This is a genomic window from Asticcacaulis aquihabitans (genome assembly GCF_032490435.1).
Lineage (GTDB): Bacteria > Pseudomonadota > Alphaproteobacteria > Caulobacterales > Caulobacteraceae > Asticcacaulis.
The window spans coordinates 700661-716644 of record NZ_JAVGWM010000001.1 but is presented as its reverse complement, the minus strand read 5'-3'; the positions used below and the strand labels follow the sequence as shown (position 1 = coordinate 716644).

At 59.7% G+C, this 15984-nt stretch carries 15 protein-coding genes; 5 read left to right on the top strand and 10 right to left on the bottom strand.

Going from position 1 to position 15984, the window contains the following annotated elements; all coding sequences use genetic code 11:
• The first annotated feature begins 464 nt into the window (after positions 1-464).
• On the top strand, positions 465-3533 hold the full coding sequence (locus RCJ00_RS03485; protein WP_316220294.1) for a TonB-dependent receptor: 3069 nt from the start codon (positions 465-467) through the stop codon (positions 3531-3533).
• 266 nt (positions 3534-3799) lie between these two features.
• Positions 3800-4186, top strand: a complete 387-nt coding sequence (locus tag RCJ00_RS03480) for a response regulator (protein WP_316220293.1) — start codon at positions 3800-3802, stop codon at positions 4184-4186.
• 46 nt (positions 4187-4232) lie between these two features.
• Here the strand turns inward: RCJ00_RS03480 and RCJ00_RS03475 are convergent, their stop codons facing one another.
• Positions 4233-6200 carry an alpha/beta hydrolase family protein gene (locus tag RCJ00_RS03475; protein WP_316220292.1) on the bottom strand — a complete coding sequence of 656 codons (1968 nt, stop codon included), beginning with the start codon at positions 6198-6200 and terminating at the stop codon, positions 4233-4235.
• Between the two features lie 88 nt (positions 6201-6288).
• The gene (locus tag RCJ00_RS03470; protein ID WP_316220291.1) at positions 6289-6522 is read right to left on the bottom strand and encodes a hypothetical protein; all 234 of its coding nucleotides are present in this window, start codon (positions 6520-6522) and stop codon (positions 6289-6291) included.
• A gap of 266 nt (positions 6523-6788) precedes the next feature.
• Here RCJ00_RS03470 and RCJ00_RS03465 point away from each other — a divergent pair, with 266 nt between their 5' ends.
• Positions 6789-6968, top strand: a complete 180-nt coding sequence (locus RCJ00_RS03465) for a hypothetical protein (RefSeq protein WP_316220289.1) — start codon at positions 6789-6791, stop codon at positions 6966-6968.
• 12 nt (positions 6969-6980) lie between these two features.
• On the opposite strand, the gene RCJ00_RS03460 is transcribed toward RCJ00_RS03465, so the two are convergent.
• The 6 genes from RCJ00_RS03460 to RCJ00_RS03435 form a co-directional block, all read right to left on the bottom strand.
• Positions 6981-7160, bottom strand: coding sequence for a hypothetical protein (locus RCJ00_RS03460; protein WP_316220288.1), 180 nt, complete (start codon positions 7158-7160; stop codon positions 6981-6983).
• 21 nt (positions 7161-7181) lie between these two features.
• Positions 7182-8015, bottom strand: coding sequence for a SagB/ThcOx family dehydrogenase (locus RCJ00_RS03455; RefSeq protein WP_316220286.1), 834 nt, complete (start codon positions 8013-8015; stop codon positions 7182-7184).
• A complete protein-coding gene (locus RCJ00_RS03450; protein WP_316220285.1) occupies positions 8012-9310 on the bottom strand; it encodes a SagD/YcaO family ATP-dependent cyclodehydratase in 1299 nt (432 codons plus the stop codon). The genes RCJ00_RS03455 and RCJ00_RS03450 overlap by 4 nt, the downstream gene beginning before the upstream one ends.
• Complete coding sequence (locus tag RCJ00_RS03445; protein WP_316220284.1) at positions 9307-10173, bottom strand: TOMM precursor leader peptide-binding protein; 867 nt, start codon at positions 10171-10173, stop codon at positions 9307-9309. The genes RCJ00_RS03450 and RCJ00_RS03445 overlap by 4 nt, the downstream gene beginning before the upstream one ends.
• A gap of 365 nt (positions 10174-10538) precedes the next feature.
• A complete protein-coding gene (locus RCJ00_RS03440) occupies positions 10539-10871 on the bottom strand; it encodes a transcriptional regulator (RefSeq protein WP_023458717.1) in 333 nt (110 codons plus the stop codon).
• The gene (locus tag RCJ00_RS03435; RefSeq protein WP_316220282.1) at positions 10868-11500 is read right to left on the bottom strand and encodes a hypothetical protein; all 633 of its coding nucleotides are present in this window, start codon (positions 11498-11500) and stop codon (positions 10868-10870) included. Before RCJ00_RS03435 ends, RCJ00_RS03440 begins: the two co-directional genes overlap by 4 nt.
• 128 nt (positions 11501-11628) lie before the next feature.
• Between RCJ00_RS03435 and RCJ00_RS03430 the strand changes: the two genes are divergently transcribed.
• A complete protein-coding gene (locus RCJ00_RS03430; RefSeq protein WP_316220281.1) occupies positions 11629-12021 on the top strand; it encodes a helix-turn-helix domain-containing protein in 393 nt (130 codons plus the stop codon).
• A gap of 48 nt (positions 12022-12069) precedes the next feature.
• Here the strand turns inward: RCJ00_RS03430 and RCJ00_RS03425 are convergent, their stop codons facing one another.
• Positions 12070-12312, bottom strand: a complete 243-nt coding sequence (locus RCJ00_RS03425; RefSeq protein WP_316220280.1) for a PilZ domain-containing protein — start codon at positions 12310-12312, stop codon at positions 12070-12072.
• Between the two features lie 219 nt (positions 12313-12531).
• Between RCJ00_RS03425 and RCJ00_RS03420 the strand changes: the two genes are divergently transcribed.
• A complete protein-coding gene (locus tag RCJ00_RS03420; RefSeq protein WP_316220279.1) occupies positions 12532-13287 on the top strand; it encodes an AcvB/VirJ family lysyl-phosphatidylglycerol hydrolase in 756 nt (251 codons plus the stop codon).
• A gap of 20 nt (positions 13288-13307) precedes the next feature.
• Here RCJ00_RS03420 and mprF read toward each other — a convergent pair whose 3' ends face one another.
• On the bottom strand, positions 13308-15893 hold the full coding sequence (mprF, locus tag RCJ00_RS03415; protein WP_316220278.1) for a bifunctional lysylphosphatidylglycerol flippase/synthetase MprF: 2586 nt from the start codon (positions 15891-15893) through the stop codon (positions 13308-13310).
• Between the last annotated feature and the right edge of the window lie 91 nt (positions 15894-15984).

Genomic DNA, 15984 nt, shown 5'->3' with positions numbered 1-15984 from the left:
CCGTGAATGCGGTCATATTGTTTCAAATAACGAGTTAAGGGACAGGACCTGCTGAATTTGGGCATCGTGATATGGAATTGGTCGGGGGGGGGGAAGCGCCGATTCCGCTCGCCCACGGGCAAAGGGTAGCTATGGCTGAGGTGTTTCATTATCGATGCAATGTATCATTTTCGACAATTAATATAGAAATTATGTAAATTCTGACATCTGATAATTTGTTTGAAATACTGTCTATGTTTCGAGCGCGTATTGGAACAGAGTTACATTAATATGTATTTGACGAAAATGTGTATAATTTGCTTTATATATGAAACATATGTCACTTTATTATAACAGGTTTCGTTTGAGATTAAATTTTCTGTAATGTCTCATTGACGATGTTGCGGGTCGTTCCGCTAACCTTGTCTCCGGACGGTCAGGCCATCGCCTCATTCAGGGCTCTGACGCGTTAGGAGAGACAGTATATGAAACGATCGAAGACTGGCCCGAAATCCGGGCTGATGGCGACCACCACACTGTGTGGCGCCGTCCTGAGCGGGCTTGCGGCGCCCGCTGCGTTGGTCACATTTGGCCTCGTCACGGCCGTCAGTCTGGCGCCACATGCCGCGCAGGCTCAAGACTATACGTCCGGTGCGGTGATCGGAAGTGTCAAAGGCAAGAATGGCCCCGTCGCCGGCGCCACCATCACCTTGACGTCGAAAGCCCAGGGGCAGACACGCACCTTGACGTCCAGCGCGGCCGGCACGTTTTCGGCTACGGGCCTGGCGCCGGGCGACTATAATATCGCGGTCACGGCCGACGGATATGACGATTATACCAGCAGCTTCACCGTCGTTATCGCTCAGGAAGTCCGCTTCGAAGCGGCACTTCAGGTTACCGGCGGGGCGCAAACGGTCGTCGTCAAGGGCAAACGGGTCCGCCAGGATTTCACCAAGACGACCAGCGGTCTGACCGTTGATCTCGACACCCTGACCTCGCAACAACCCATCGCCCGCAGCATTACCGCCGTAGCCATGCTGGCGCCCACCGTGACGCAAGGCAATCCGAACTTCGGCGATGTGCCGTCGATCGGCGGCAGCTCGGTGGCTGAAAACGCCTACTATATCGACGGGCTGAACATCACCAACCCCGACACCTATGTCGGCTCGGCCAAGGTGCCATTCGATTTCTATAAAACCGTCGACATCCAGACCTCGGGCTATGCGGCCGAATTCGGGCGCGCCACGGGCGGCGTCGTCAACGCCACGACCAAATCCGGCACGAATGAGTTCAAGTTCGCCCTGCACGGCAACTACCAGCCGTCGGACCTCAGCAGCGAACAGGCCGACACCTACGCCTATCGCGGTAAGTACAGCACTCTGACCAACAACTCGGCCAGCGTCGAGGTCAGCGGCCCGATCCTGAAGGATCGCCTGTTCTTCTACGGTCTATATCAGGCGAATGATTATGAAAAGACGACCGCCGGCATCTACACCAAGAAATATACGGACACGAAGAACACTGATCCGTTCTTCGGCGGCAAGCTTGATGCCTACATCACGCCGACCCAGCATCTGTCGCTGACCTATTTCGATACCAGCAACGTCGATAAATCGACTCTGTATACTTATACGGATTCGACCCAGACGATCGGGTCTAAGTCAGGCTATACGGAAACCGAATACGGCGGTAAGAACTGGGTTCTGAACTATAACGGCAAGGTCACCGACTGGTTCAGTATTTCCGCCGCGGTCGGCGACAGCCAGGATCGCACCAATGTCAAACCGGCTGACACGTCTGGCTATTATGTCGTCGACTACCGCTCCGGCACGGCCACCGTTATTTCGCAACAGGCGTCGTCCAGCTACAATACGCAGGAAAGCGAGCGCAAATTCTGGCGCATGGATGGCGACGTGCGTTTCGATGCCTGGGGCCATCACCACATCCGCTTCGGCATCGATAATGAAAAGAATTCAGAGCTGAAGACCACCAAGCTGACCGGCACCGATCCAGTTCAGTATCAGTACCGCAATGTCGGCGGCGTGACCTATCTGCGCGTTGTCTATGAAAACCTGGGCGGTAATGTCAGCTCGGAAAATCAGGCGATGTACCTGCAGGATTCGTGGGATGTCACGCCCACCTTCAATCTGCAGATCGGCGTGCGCGACGATAACTTCAAGCAGTTCAACCTGTCCGGTGAACAATATATGGACCTGAAGAACAATGTCGCACCGCGGCTGGGCTTCTCATGGGATCCGACCGGTGACGGCAAGTGGAAGGTCTTCGGTTCCTACGGCACCAACTATATCCCGCCTGCCATGAATCTCGGCTTCCGCGGCAAGGACCTCTACTATGCCGAATACTTCTCCGCCCCAACCGGCGGGTGGGTAATCGACTCGACGACCGGTTTGCCGGCTTCGGTTGGTAATCCTGTGGTATTGTCGTCCAGCTATACCTCGCCGTGCCCGACCTCGACCCTGTCGTCCGCGCCCGGTTTCAACAGCACGAATGCCGCCGCCGGCACCGCGGCCTGCGTCGTCTACGGCAATGGCCAGCAGGAAGGCGCCACGTCCAAGACCTCCATCGGGCTCAAGGCGACCCAATCCAACGAAGTCACCCTTGGCGCCAAATACCGTTTCAACGACCTGTGGAGTGGCGGCGTGACGGCGGTCTATCGCAATGTCAAGAATGTCTCGGAAGATTCGGATTTCAACGACGCCATCATCTCCTACCTGAATGCGGCAGGCCTTGATAGTTCGCAATGGGTGGGCGGCTCCAGCTACTATGTCTGGAATGTCGGCGACCATGACGTGACCATCCGTTTGAAGAACATTCTGCCCGGTGAAAGCGAAGCGCGCGTCATCACCCTTACGGCCGATCAATTGGGCCATTACAAAAACGCCAAGCGTGAATACAAGGCTCTGACCTTTGACTTCAAGCGCGCCTTCGATGGCAAATGGGGCCTGCAAGGATCCTATACCTGGTCGCGCCTGTACGGCAATTACAACGGCACGGTGACCGAATACGGCAATACGGTCCAGACCGACGCCGGCGCCACCTATGCCTGGGATTCCCCCGGCATGGAAAACTATGGCACGGGCCTGCTGGGCAACAGTCGCGAACATACCCTGAAGGTTTTCGGCTCCTATGCGGTGACGCCGGAGTTGTTGGTGGGGGCCAATCTGTTGATCCAGTCGCCGGAACATCTGTCCTGCCTTGGCTACAATGTCGACGATGCCTACGCTGCCGGTTACAACCAGGTATCGCACTATTGCGGCGGCGTCGGGGTGCCCGCGGGCACCAGCCTGACGACGAACTGGACACGCAATATCGACGTGTCGCTACGCTATACCGTGCCGTCTCAATTCAGCCTGGGCGGAAAATTGATTCTGCGGGCCGATATCTTCAACCTCTTCAACCAGCACACGGTCGTGACGCGTTACGTCGTCTACGACTATGACGTGACCCACACAGTGGTCGATCCCAACTACGGTAAGGCGACGGCGTATAACAGTCCCCGTTATCTCCGCCTCGGCTTCGACCTGTCCTACTAGGGCCGGTCAGGCGTTCCGTCCGGTTGGGCTTCCTTCTCCGGGTTGCCGCAGGCCGGACGAAAAACGGGCAGGGTGTTGGCGCACCCTGTCCACCCTGTGCCCCGTGGCTCCGGTCGCGGGGCATTTTTAATGGCGTTGGCGCAGCGTTTACATCCGTGGGGGTACACCAAAACGTGACCTTGTGGGGGAGGGACGCCGCGAAAACCGGCTGTTCATTTTCGGATTTCGGCGTCATGCTCACCCCTCCGAGGTTGCATGAGTCTGTGGTGAGGCAAACGTCAGAAGTGATTTTGGTCGCGGATGATAATCCGGATGCGCTGCTCATGGTGCAGTCGATGCTTGACGTATTGGGCTACGCCGCCGAATGTGTCGAAAATGGCCGTATTGCCTGTGAACGGGCGACGACGCAGCGCTATCGTTGCATCCTCATGGATATAGAAATGCCCGAAATGGATGGGTTGGCGGCCGCTCGGACCATCCGCGATGCTGAACAGGCGGCCGGCGAGGTTTGTACGCCCATTCTGGGGATGACGGGGCATACCGATACGGGCACGCGGGTGTTGTGCGAACGCGCCGGGATGAGCGGCGTTCTGCTGAAACCGTTTTTGATTTCAAACCTGGAAGAGAAGCTGGCGGAGATAGAGCAAGGGTAAGTGAGTGACAGGCGTCGAGCGCGAGTGGACGCCGCAACCTGCGGCCTTATCCTGCCGGGTTGTATTTTTCCAGAAATGCCAGGGCCGCCTTCATCATATCTATGCGGGCTGAGCCGACGGTTTCCCAATGGTCTTGGCCCTTGTATGTGACGAATTCCACCGGCTTGCCCGCTGCCTTCAGTGCACTTTCCATCTTCCGGCTTTGGCTGATCGGTACCACGGTATCGTCCGTGCCGTGGACCAGAAGGATCGGGCAGTAGGCCTTATCGGCCTGGCGGGCCGGGGAGATATCGTTATAGAATTTCGCGTCACCCAGATATTGCTTCAGCGCCAACACCCTGGGGCTGTCGAAGCCCGCGCTATTGCTGACTTCGAAATCGATCAGGCTTCGGGCATCCGAAACGCCCGCGATAGAAACCGCGCAATTGTATATGCCGGGGTCGAGCGTGGCGCCGGCCAGGGCCGCGTAACCGCCATAGGATGCGCCGAGGATCGCCACACGTTTGGGATCGACAAGACCGAGCTTCACCAGATGACGCACACCGTCGCTGAGGTCTGTCTGCATCTTTTTGCCCCATTCACCGTAGCCCGCCTCGGCAAATGCGCTGCCATAGCCGCTGGAGCCGCGGAAATTGGGTTGCAACACGGCGTAGCCGCGTGACGCCAATACTTGGGATTGCCAATCAAAACCACCATAATCGCGCGCTTCCGGTCCGCCATGCGGCAGGACGACGAGCGGAAGGCTTTTTGCGACCTTGCGCGGCGGCAGGGTCAGATAGCCATGAATGTCCAAACCATCGGCCGCCTTGTAGGCGATAGGCTGTTTCTCACTTAGCCATTCCGGTGGCAGGTGCGTGTAGTTGCGCGCCAGAACGGAGACGTGTCCGGTCGTGGCATCGACGAAATAGTAGGTGCCGGCGTCCGTGGCGCTTTCGCCGTAAAGGATCATCTGGCGCGGATCTTCGGCGAAGCCGGCAAAGCGAATGCGGGATTTTTGCCCCATGACCTGCGGGAGCAGGGCGGTCAGCTTTTTCATCAGCGGATCGAAATAGGTATAGGTGATCCAGTCATCCGAATGGGAATATCCGATCAGCCGTCCGGTCGTCGGATGGAACAGCAGATTGGTCGATTTCGCGTCGCCGACCTCAAGCGCCGGCTGAAGCACGCCATCCGCGCCGATCTCGTGATATTCTCCCTTTAGTTCGTCCTTGCTGAAATAGACGACGACAGACTGACCATCCCGCCCGAGACCTTCAAGAACGGGCATATTCAACGGCTCGACCGTTTCGTATATGCAGGTAAAGCGGTTGGTTTTTCCGGGAATGCCCGTGTTGTAATACAGGCGCCATGCCTTGCTGATGTTATTGAATGTCGCGTAGGCAATCGGAAAGCCGTCGGGCGTCAGCACGAAGTTTTGGGTGTCGTTGGTGCCTTCCATGACCAGGTGCCCGCGCGGCTTGTCCGGCGCGAAACTGAACAGGCACAGGTTCGGTGGACCCATGCGATAGCCTGACGCCGCGACCCGGTATTCTCCATCAACCTTTATGCGCTGCGCCCCTCCGACGACGATGTCGTAAAAGCCGTCCTCCTTTGAAAACAGCGTTAAGACATCGCGCGTTTTGAGATTCACGCTTCGAACGAAAAAGAATTCCTGCTTGTAGCCGACAAATTCCTTGATGATCGTGGTGCGCGAGTTCGTAATAACCACATGCTCATTATCGCCCCAGAACAGGTCGCGGATCTTGGCCGGGCCGATACCGATATAGTTGGGTTTATTTTCGGCGATGGTGAAATGGATCAGCACCTTATCGTCGCCACTCTGGCTGATCATGGCGATGCGCTTGCCATCCGGGGATACGGCGATCTGATCGACCAGGGGCGGGGCGGCATAGGCCTCGACCGGCGGTAGCGGTGCCAGATCATCGGCGCGGGCAGATATAGCCGGCAGCAGGCCTGTGGTCGCCACAGCGGCGGAAAGGCGCAGCAGTCCGCGCCGGTCGAGTTCGGATGTCATGAAATGCCCCCTCAGCACCTAATCTCCACGATCTATGACCGAGTCCGCTTTGTGCGGGAGTGGTTGGAGGCATTCTTAAAAGCGCGCATCACATGACATTTTTGAGCGCAAACACGAGTGCTAAAATCAAGAATGCCGAACTGAAAATCAAGAAAAACCAACTGAATATCCGGCAGGCTCTTCCTTGAAGGCCCAATGGAAACAGGAATTGGGTCGTGTTGGGCATAAAAACGAAAACCAATCCCATCAAAATCAAGATCGATGGGACAATAATAACCGGCAAGGGGACGCTGCGAAAATATGCCAAAACGGCCTTTTCCATTCAACTGCACCTATAAATTGAAAGCCATAGTGTTGACTTCATGCGCCGTGACCTCTGGCAATATGCAAAACCGCCGACCACCTTGTCTATAGAGAGTGGTGACGTTGCCATTCACGCCTGCCGTGGTGATCATTTTACTTAGATCCCCGGGCCTTAACCCGCTGATCCAGACTTATCGGATTTTTGCCGAAGACTTGCCGTTCCGACATTCCGATCTTGCGCGACCTCGGCCTAACTCGATGGGTCTACAATAGTCGAGAGTCCCGATGGCGTCCCCGAAATCCCCGTCCCAGAATCGCTTCGATACCCGCATCGATGGCCTGCCCACCCTGGTGGAGCAGATGTTATTGCACGCCGATACGTCCGATCGACTGGAGCCGGCCATCGATCTGGCGCTGTTTCTGGCCCGCAGTCGCGCCGGTGGACACGCCGCCTCGCGATCCTGACGGAGGGCGCACTTAGGCCGCGCCCTTATTCCCTGTCTCCGCCATATGGCGGGCCACATATAGCCGCAGGCATTCGTCGCGCGCATTCAGCACGATTTCCGCCAGCGCGAAACGCTTGTCGTCCTCCGCCAGCTTGATGGTGTGATCCAGCATTTCGATGATCGTGCGATCGGCCTTTTCTTCCGTTTTCACTCTACCCTCCACTAAAGTTATTCAATTGATATTCGTGTTGCCACCCAAAAGGATGACGGCCATGACCGGTTCCCCTAACGGGTCAACGCCCAGCAAATCCTCGAGCTCCGCGTCGAAGTAAGAGCCGTAGCCGAGTGCCGGCAGCCCTACGGCGGCGGCGGCCAGGAGCAGGTTCTGGCTGAGGTGCCCCGCCTCCAGCGCAGCGAAGCGATAGCCGCGCCCGCCATACTTGCCCGTGGCCCGCGCCAGTTCGGCCGTGATGATCAGGACGCACGGTTCCGGCAGGCCCGAAGGCCCGGTCTCAACCGACGCAAACGGGCGCACGGGCTGGCCGTAGTCGACCAGGCAATGACGGCGCGCGTCGTAGCGGTAGGGCGGCGCATCCGGCCGAATGACATACAGTTCGCACGGATAAAGCGCGCCGGCCGATGGATAGGGGCGGTGGTGAAACGCCGCGTCCGGGGCCACGGCGGGCGTGACGATGCGGTTGGCGCGGACCGCCATGTGCAGGACCGTTGACAATTGCGCCAGATCCGGACCGCCCGTCAGGGCCTCGCGCCGCGCCGAGCACCGGTTCTGTAACGCGGCGGCCAGGCTTGTGTCGGGCAGGACCGTCTCAGGCAAGGCGATAAGGATATCCGCGGCAGTCGGGCTGCGCAACGTGGTAGCGGCCCTCAGGCAGGCCGGGTCTTGAAGGAAGCGGGCGATCTTGCGCGCGCGTCGTGGCATGGTGGCGCGATGAAAGCGCGTCAGCTCATGCGCGGTTTCCAGCGCTTCGCAGACCTCGGCGTCGGGATCGAAAGACGGATGATGGAAGGAAATAGCGCTGGACATGGTGTTGGGCGGGGCGGTCACGGAAACGGATGCGGATCGGGGTTGGTGTCGTGGCCGGTCAGGCCCCATTGCGTGCGCCATTCGTTGAGGCGGCGCGCATCGGGCGCCAGGGTGCAGGCCGGACCAAACACAAGCGGCTGCAGACCGGGGGCGAGGACCCGCACCACATGCATGTTGAGGTTGGCGATATCGACCGTGGTCAGATCGACGGCGGCGGGGTTGAAGCCGGACTGTCCCATGGCGGCGGCGATGTCGCCCGATGTGACATGACCTTTTTCGGCGCTCAGGAGGTTAACCAGCGACACGGTTTCCTCGGAGGAGAAGAGTCGGTTGACCACCTGAAACCGGTCGGGATCCAGGTAATAGAGCAGGTGATCGGTCGTTGATCTGATGTCGGCGGCACTGTTGAGCTTGCGTTTGCCGGCGTTCCGGTTGCCCGACGTCCAACTGTGCAGGCCTTCGGTGACGGCTTTTTCGACGGCGCGCAGAATGAAGGGGGAGGCGGCGGCGGCCACGACGCCCCGGCCATCGGCGTTCTGGACCACGCTGACGACAACGTGCACACCGAAGGCCTGCGCCAGATAGTAGAGGCGTACAGTCAGACGTCTGTTGCGCAGCGCGACCTGAACCGGCACGTCCAGCCGCTCTATCGCCCCGGTGACGAGCAGGCGCGGCGCCTTGCGGCACAACAACCAATTCGATGCGAAAACGTCGCGTTCGATCACTTCGCACAGGGCGCTCAGGCATGCCCCTTCGAAGCTGCTGCCGCAGGCCAGGCCGGTGGAGTCATTCTGGCCGATGCTTTCATCTTCGTCCCGGCGGGCATAGCCGAGATAGGTGAGCGCCGCCGGCACCAGGATGGGGCGGGATGATACCATGTCGCGTCCCTTGACCCAGCCGCGGCGGACCCCCGGATTGAAGAGGCGGACTTCCGCGCGGCCGACATGGATCAGGCGGCGCAGGTTGATCGCTGTGTCACCCAATTCGTTGGCGGTGGCGAACTGGACCTGATCATCCCAGTAGATCGAGGCAGCATAGCGTTCCAAGGCTTCACCTATCGCCGCCCAGCAGGCGCTTTCGCGCGAAAAGGCGGCTCCCGTGCCGCGTTCCGTGGTCTTCAGTGTCGTCGGCGCATTGCCGCGATAATAGGTGGGCGGCGAGACCAGTGCGTGCATAAGGACCAGCCCGCCGCCTTCGCCTGGCGCCAGCGGCTCCTCGACCAGACTGTTGATCAGCCCCTGGCGGGGGTTAAGCGATTGGTCGATCACGCCCAACAGTTCGCGCGACAACCCCCGTATGGCGTGCCTGAGGCTCATGTTGCGATCCCGCAACTGGGGCAACGGGGAAGGCGGGACACCCGGCTACCGGACAGGTCGGCGGTCAGGATGTCGAACCGCCAGGCCATGCCGACATCGGTGTCGATATGTGCGCCCAGGGCCCAGCGCAGGATTTCGGCGCTGGCCATGACCGCCGCCAGATCAGCCAGGCTTAGGCTGGCCGACAGCCGGCGGCCTGCGGTGGTCAGTGTGGGGGTGGTGGAGCGAGCGGCCGCCTGTTCGCGATGGTAGCGACATTCCAGGCATCCCGTCGCGCCGGGCAGGGACATAGGTCCCCAGTTGACGCAGGATCGGTCAAGCCACACGGGCAGAAACGGACGCTTTGCGGTGCTGGCGGTGGCGTTGGCGCTGCGCAGACGGTCGAGGTCGGCCGTATCGGAAACGGCGACATGGCATCCGGCGCCGTCCGCGCTGTCCGCCGCCGGGAAGCCATTCAGCGCCAGCTTTTCCCGCAGTCGCGTCGCCAGCACGCCCGCTCCGTCGATATAGATGGCGGGCAGGATCGTTTCGGCCGCGCCGCCGTAATGACGCAGCCAATCGGCCAGAACATCCGTATGCGGCGGGGTATTCATCTGCGATGGCGCTGGCTCGCGGGTCAGAACCCGCCGGTCGGTCAAAACGCGGACCAGGTCGGTGACGGCCGCTTTTTCCGCGTCGCTGTGGCTAGCGTCGGCGAGGGCGTCGTCCGTCACGCCCTGGCGACATTGGTCGGTGACGCGCCGGACCAGGCCGAAGGGATCGGAGAGGGGGAGATCGCCATGCGGCGTCAGGAAGCGGACAATGCCGTTTTCCTGAACAACAACATCGACAGCGGGGTCAATATGAAGCGTGCCTTCTGACATGACGTCTCCCTCCGATTGCTAGAACGTGTTCCGATCTGACGGCATCAGGTCGGCACTCTAATTTATTGCTTTCAAAAGCCTTTTTATCCGACGCGTGCGTCGCATTTTCGGAAAGCGCTCTAAATTAAGCAGCAGCAGCACATTTCGGGGCCGGACAGCAGCAGGTCCGGAAGGTCGGTGGGTTCGGAAAGGATTTCGAAGAATGCCATTTCGTGTCTCCGGTGGAAAAGCCGCCATAGGTGCGGCACACGAATGCTACAGACTCTGATTCACTTTTCAAGCGTAATAACTTACAAGTTAAAAGTATACCTGTGTTATTATACCTTAAATTTAAAAATAGGTTTGATTCATATGGGTAAAAAAAATTAGGCGCTGCGCTTTGAGGCGCCAGGCTTTGGTGGAATGATGCCAATTATGGATTGCAGCTGAGTGATATACACGTCCAGTTCTTTCTGGCCCTTGGGTGAAATACTGATCGTTGTCTTGCTGCGGCCCATCTCATGGCTCTTCGACAGCTTGACCAAATCGAACTCATGCAGTTTCTTGACCGCCAGCGACAAGGCCCCATCGGAAATGTTGAGCTGGTCGCGCAGGGTAACGAAGTCCATCGCTGCGACGTTCGACAGGGTGGCCAGGACCTTCAGACGCGTCCGTCCATGAACCACTTCGTTCAGGCTGTGCGGGTCTTCAATGCTCATATCAGGGTCCGTCGTGACGAGAGAAACAAGTATATACCCGGTGCGGTCAATAATACCAGACACGCCACTGAAAATAGCATCGGCCTCCAGAACTCGGTTATGGCGAACAACATGACGCCGGCGCATATCGCCCATCCGGCGGCGACCCAAAGCAGCCACCGCCTGCGGCTGCCCATGGCGGTGACGGCGGTCGCGATCATGAGCAGGGTGCATTGCAGGCCCGAAATCAGCGGCAGGTCGGTGACGCCGCGCGCGTAGCACCCGATGACCAGCAAAGGAATCGCCAAAGCAACGGCCAACCACGCGGTCACTATGGCCTGGCCCTCCAGCTTGAACGTCTTTGAGGTGCCCATCAGCATGACCATCAGCAAGGTGCCACCATAGCCAGCCATGGCATTGAACGGCGCGACCGGTACCGACGGCAGGTAACCCATCTGCTCGAAGAAATTCCACAGCCCGGCCAGGCTGTTGCAGACACCCCACCACGCCATCACCGGCGCACCGGCAATGATCACGGCTTCATTGCGCTGGATGATACTGCGCAGTTCTTCGAGCTCATCGCTCATGAACAGCAGCTCGTCTTCCGTCGGCATGGGGAGGAGGCCGCTTAGCGGATCATTGGACGGCATGGGGAAACTCCGGCATTGGTTGCCCGACAGTTATGCATATTACGGAATAATTGACCACCCGGGCGTAACGCTGCAAACGGTTGCTTGTGAACCGATTTTCGTCTTTAAGAGAGACTGGAGGAAAACACATGCCCAAATCTGTCGATCCTGTTGATGCTCACGTCGGTGGACGGGTGCGCAACCGGCGTAAATTCCTGGGCTTGTCACAAACAGCCTTGGCGGAGGCCATAGGACTGACCTTCCAGCAGGTGCAGAAATACGAAAAAGGCAATAACCGGATCAGCGCGTCGAAACTGTACGATGTCGCCAAGACGCTCCGCGTGCCGGTCGCCTATTTCTTTGATGGATACGCTGGGGATGCGGCGGACATGGACGCGGGTGCCGATGCGTCGGAACAGTCGGCATCCGTTTTTCTGTCGACGTCGGAAGGCATCGAACTGGCGTCTACCTTTCCGCGCATAGTTGGCGGTAAAACGCGTCGCCGCCTGCTGGATCTCGTGCGCGCTCTGGCGGACGACTAAGCCGTGAATGCGGTGTAGGCGGTTGGCGGTCGCGCCGTAGAGGCGAGCTTACTTAAACGTGACGCCGATCTGATCTATGGCGCGCCTGACGATGTGGCAGCTATAGTGCTGACCATCGTCGAAATGCAGTTCGACATCGTCGGGCATACCCATGGGGCTGCTGAGCTTTATCAGGGCGCCGGTTGCCGACAGATTGCGGACCAGACAGCTGATCGTCGAATGTCCGCTGTTGAAAACGATGCGCGCGCCTTTGAGGGTGCGCTGACGCATTTGCGAGCGTCTGTCTTCCATTACAAAAAGACCTTCCTTTCGGAAAGCCCTCCAAATACGCGATTACTGTTGTCAGTTTACGCCGTTATGGTTTCCCGCAAGTTATCGACGAGCCGTATTTGCAAAATTATTTCGCCCTGCCGCATGGCCACTTGCCCGAGGCGCGAAATATGACATGCTGGGTTGCGACGCGCCAAGCCAAGCAACCACGTCACGTGTTGGCGGTCGAGGAGGATTGTCATGACACTCAAGCGGTTTTCAGCGCGGATCGGTTTGAAGCCGCTGGTGATGGGCGCGTGCCTGGCCCTCGCGCCACTGGCGGCCATTGTTCCCGTTCAGGCCGCCCTTGCCGAGTCCCAGGCGGTTATTCCGGTGAGCGCCAATCGTACGTCGGACACCTTGATCCTGATCTGGAGCGGCGACGGCGGGTGGCACAGCGATCTGGATGTCCAGTTGGGCAAGCAGTTCGCCGCGCTCGGCTATGACGTCATCGGCTTCGATACCAATGTCTGGTTCAGCACCCAGCGCACGGATGCCGAAGTGGCGCGGCAGTTGTCGGCCATGATCGACCAGCACACCCAGGCCAATGGCGTGAATAAGGTGGTTCTGCTCGGCTGGTCCTACGGCGCGGATGTCTTGCCGATCGCCTATGACCGGCTGGGCATCGCCGACCAGAAAACGGTGGCGGGGGTGATCCTGCTGGCCGTATCCAAGGAAATCCAGCTCCAGGTGACTTTGGCCGAGCGCGCGGGACTCGATCCCGGCAATATCCCGGTCGAACCCGAACTGGCACGTATTCCGCGCAACAAGCTCGTCTGCGTCTACAGCAGCGAGGAAAAAGGCGACACAAGCTGCCTGACCCCCGCTGCCGCCGGGTCGGTGGTGATGGAATTGCCGGGCAATCACGCCTTCAATCACGATGCCGCCGAGGTGGCGCGGCGTCTGCTGCCCTTTATCGAGCAGGTGACGCAAAAAGCCCCGCCGCCCAAGGCCTGAAACGCAATCCCTGGCCTAGTTCAGGCCATCTTCAACAAGCCACGTACGCCGCCGCTCGATAACAGGGCGGCGTCGGCCAGGGCAGGGACCAGCAGCCAGCCTGTCGGCGCGGCGATATAGCTGCCTTCCCAACGCGGGCTAAACTTTTCCTTGAACGCACGTAAGCCCTGAAAGCCGTACAGGTCCTCGCCGCGATTGAAGATAAAGGTGCCGAGTTGGTTGATGCTGCGGGCCAGATGATGGTTTTCCAGCCCAGCCAGGGGCGCCATGCCGAGGTCGAAATCGGCGTAGCCATTCTCCTTTCCCCACAGCATGAGATTGATGAACAGGAAGTCCATGGCGTTTTTCGGCGCATGGGCGTCGTAACGCATCAGGTCGATAGACAGGATGCGATGGTCAGGCGTGCTCCACAGGTTGGAGAAGGCGACGATGCGGCCCTCGCGTTTGAGAACCGCCGTTGGAAACCGGGCAAGATAGGCCTCATCGAAACGGCCGAGACTGAAGCCTTTTTCGCTGCCGTGGTGAAAGCTGAGCCACGAATCAGATACGGCGCGCAATTCCGCGCTCACCGTCGCGAAGGCGTCTGCGGGAATGATCTCGAACACCAGCCCGTCGCGGTTGCCGCGGTTGAAGGCGTGGCGCAGCGACGCGCGGCTGGCCCCGTTCAGGTTGAAATCGCGCAGATCGACCAAGGCGTTTTCCCCGATCTTGGACGCCACCAGCCCGCAATCGACAAAATCGGGAATGGTTTCACGCCGGACAGCGTAAAACACGGGCTTGGCGCCATGGCGGTCGCACAGTTCCCGGAACGCCCAGATCATGGCCTTGAATTCGCTGCGCTTTCCGACCGGCTCGCCCATGGTGACCCAGGTGGCGCCACGCGACATATATTGAATGAAGCTGTCACCGCTTTCGCTGAACAGCAGCGATTTGTCGCCGAGAAAGGCCAGATTGCCGTCCGTCGATGCGCCTTCGGCCCTTTGCCAGACCCTGTCGGCGTGGGCCAGGTCGGCCTCCGTTGGTCGCGCCGCCGGTTCCGGCTCCGGATTGGTCAGCCGCCAGACCAGCACGATGAGTGCCAGAGCGCTGATGCCAACCAGGGCGCGCAGAAAGCGTGGCGCGGTCTGGTCGGTGAGGAAGGTCCACCACAGTTCCTGACTATAGGCGACATGTTTGTGCGCGAAGAAGCCAAGCCATGCGGCCGCCGCCACCGCGCTGAATATGGCCAATATGGTGGCGGGCGACAGAGGGCCTGCGCGAAGCTTCGTCTGGCGATAAAAGGCGTCGCGGCTGAGATACATCAGGCCCGCCACGCCCAGCAGTATGACCGCCTCTTCGTAGTTCAGCCCCTTGGCCAGGGTGGCGAATGCCGCGACGATCAGGACGACAAGCGTCGCGACATAGGCGCGTTTCATGCGGCTGTGGACGCCGACACCGAGGAAGAGCAGGGCGACCCCGGTCAGGCTGGCAATAAAGTGCGAGATCTCGACCAGGCCCGCCGGTACGAAGACGGACAGCAGCTTCAGCCGCTCCGCCGCGTCGGGCGTGACGACGGACGCCAGCATGATGAGGCCCGACGCGAAGGTCAGCACGCCGAATACGATCGGCGCCAGGGCCAGCCAGGCCTCGGTGCCGACGCGGGCGGTATCGTTGATCGCCTTGCGGTGCGGACGCAGCAGCTTCACCGACTCCACGGCGGCGACGGCCGCTATGGGCAAAAGCACATAGGTCAGGCGGTAGAGCAGCAGGGCGCTGACGACCTCGGCGCTGCCCATGCGGCGGCTTAAAGTCGCCAATATCACCGCATCGAATGGGCCGACCCCGCCCGGCAGGCCGCTGACCGCACCGAGCAGCCCCGCCAGTGCGAAGACCGGTAGCAGATGCAGCAGGCTGCCGCGCGTCTCATCGGGCAGGAAGGCGTAAAGAACGGTCGCGGCGGCGGTCCATTCCCATGTGCTGGCCACGATCTGCCCGGCACGGACGGGACGCGAGGGCAGGAAGCGGGACAGGGGACCGACGCGCGGCGTCAGGAGGTACAGCGCCAGCACCTGCACGCCGACCAGGGATATGATCACCCCGACAATGTGCGGCATGTGAATGGCCATAACCTCGTCGGACAGGCTATTGGCGACATTGAGGCCCAGCAGGCCGAAGCCGCCGAATATGCCGCAGACCGCCGTAACCGCGCTGACCATCATGATATCGGATGCGCTGAACCCCAGGCCACTATAGGCACGGTAGCGGGCGCCGCCGGCCAATGCGATGCCCAGTCCACCGGTATTGCCAAGGATGAACGCCGTGATGGAGGTCAGCCATGTCGTCCGCCACGGCGCGGGCTTGCCCAGGCCGGCCATGGACAGGCTGTCAAAGGTGGAGGCCGCCAGCAGCCCCGCAGACAGGGCGGCTATGGCGAGGGCGAAATTCCATGGCGACGTGCCGGATACGGCCGCTTCGACATCGCGCCAGTGGATGTTGCGGACCTCACGTGCGATGAAATAGGCGGCGAGCGCAAACAGCACGCACCCGATCAGGCCGGGTATCCATTTCGGCCAACGGCCGTGATGTTCCGGCACTTCGGTCTGCATAGTGTCAGCTATTTCCGCCATCTTATCCTCAATAGGGCGTGGTTTTACGCCATGTCCGTTCGCGCGAATAATTTGATCGATTCAAAACTATAGATAGAAGACAGTATGAGCA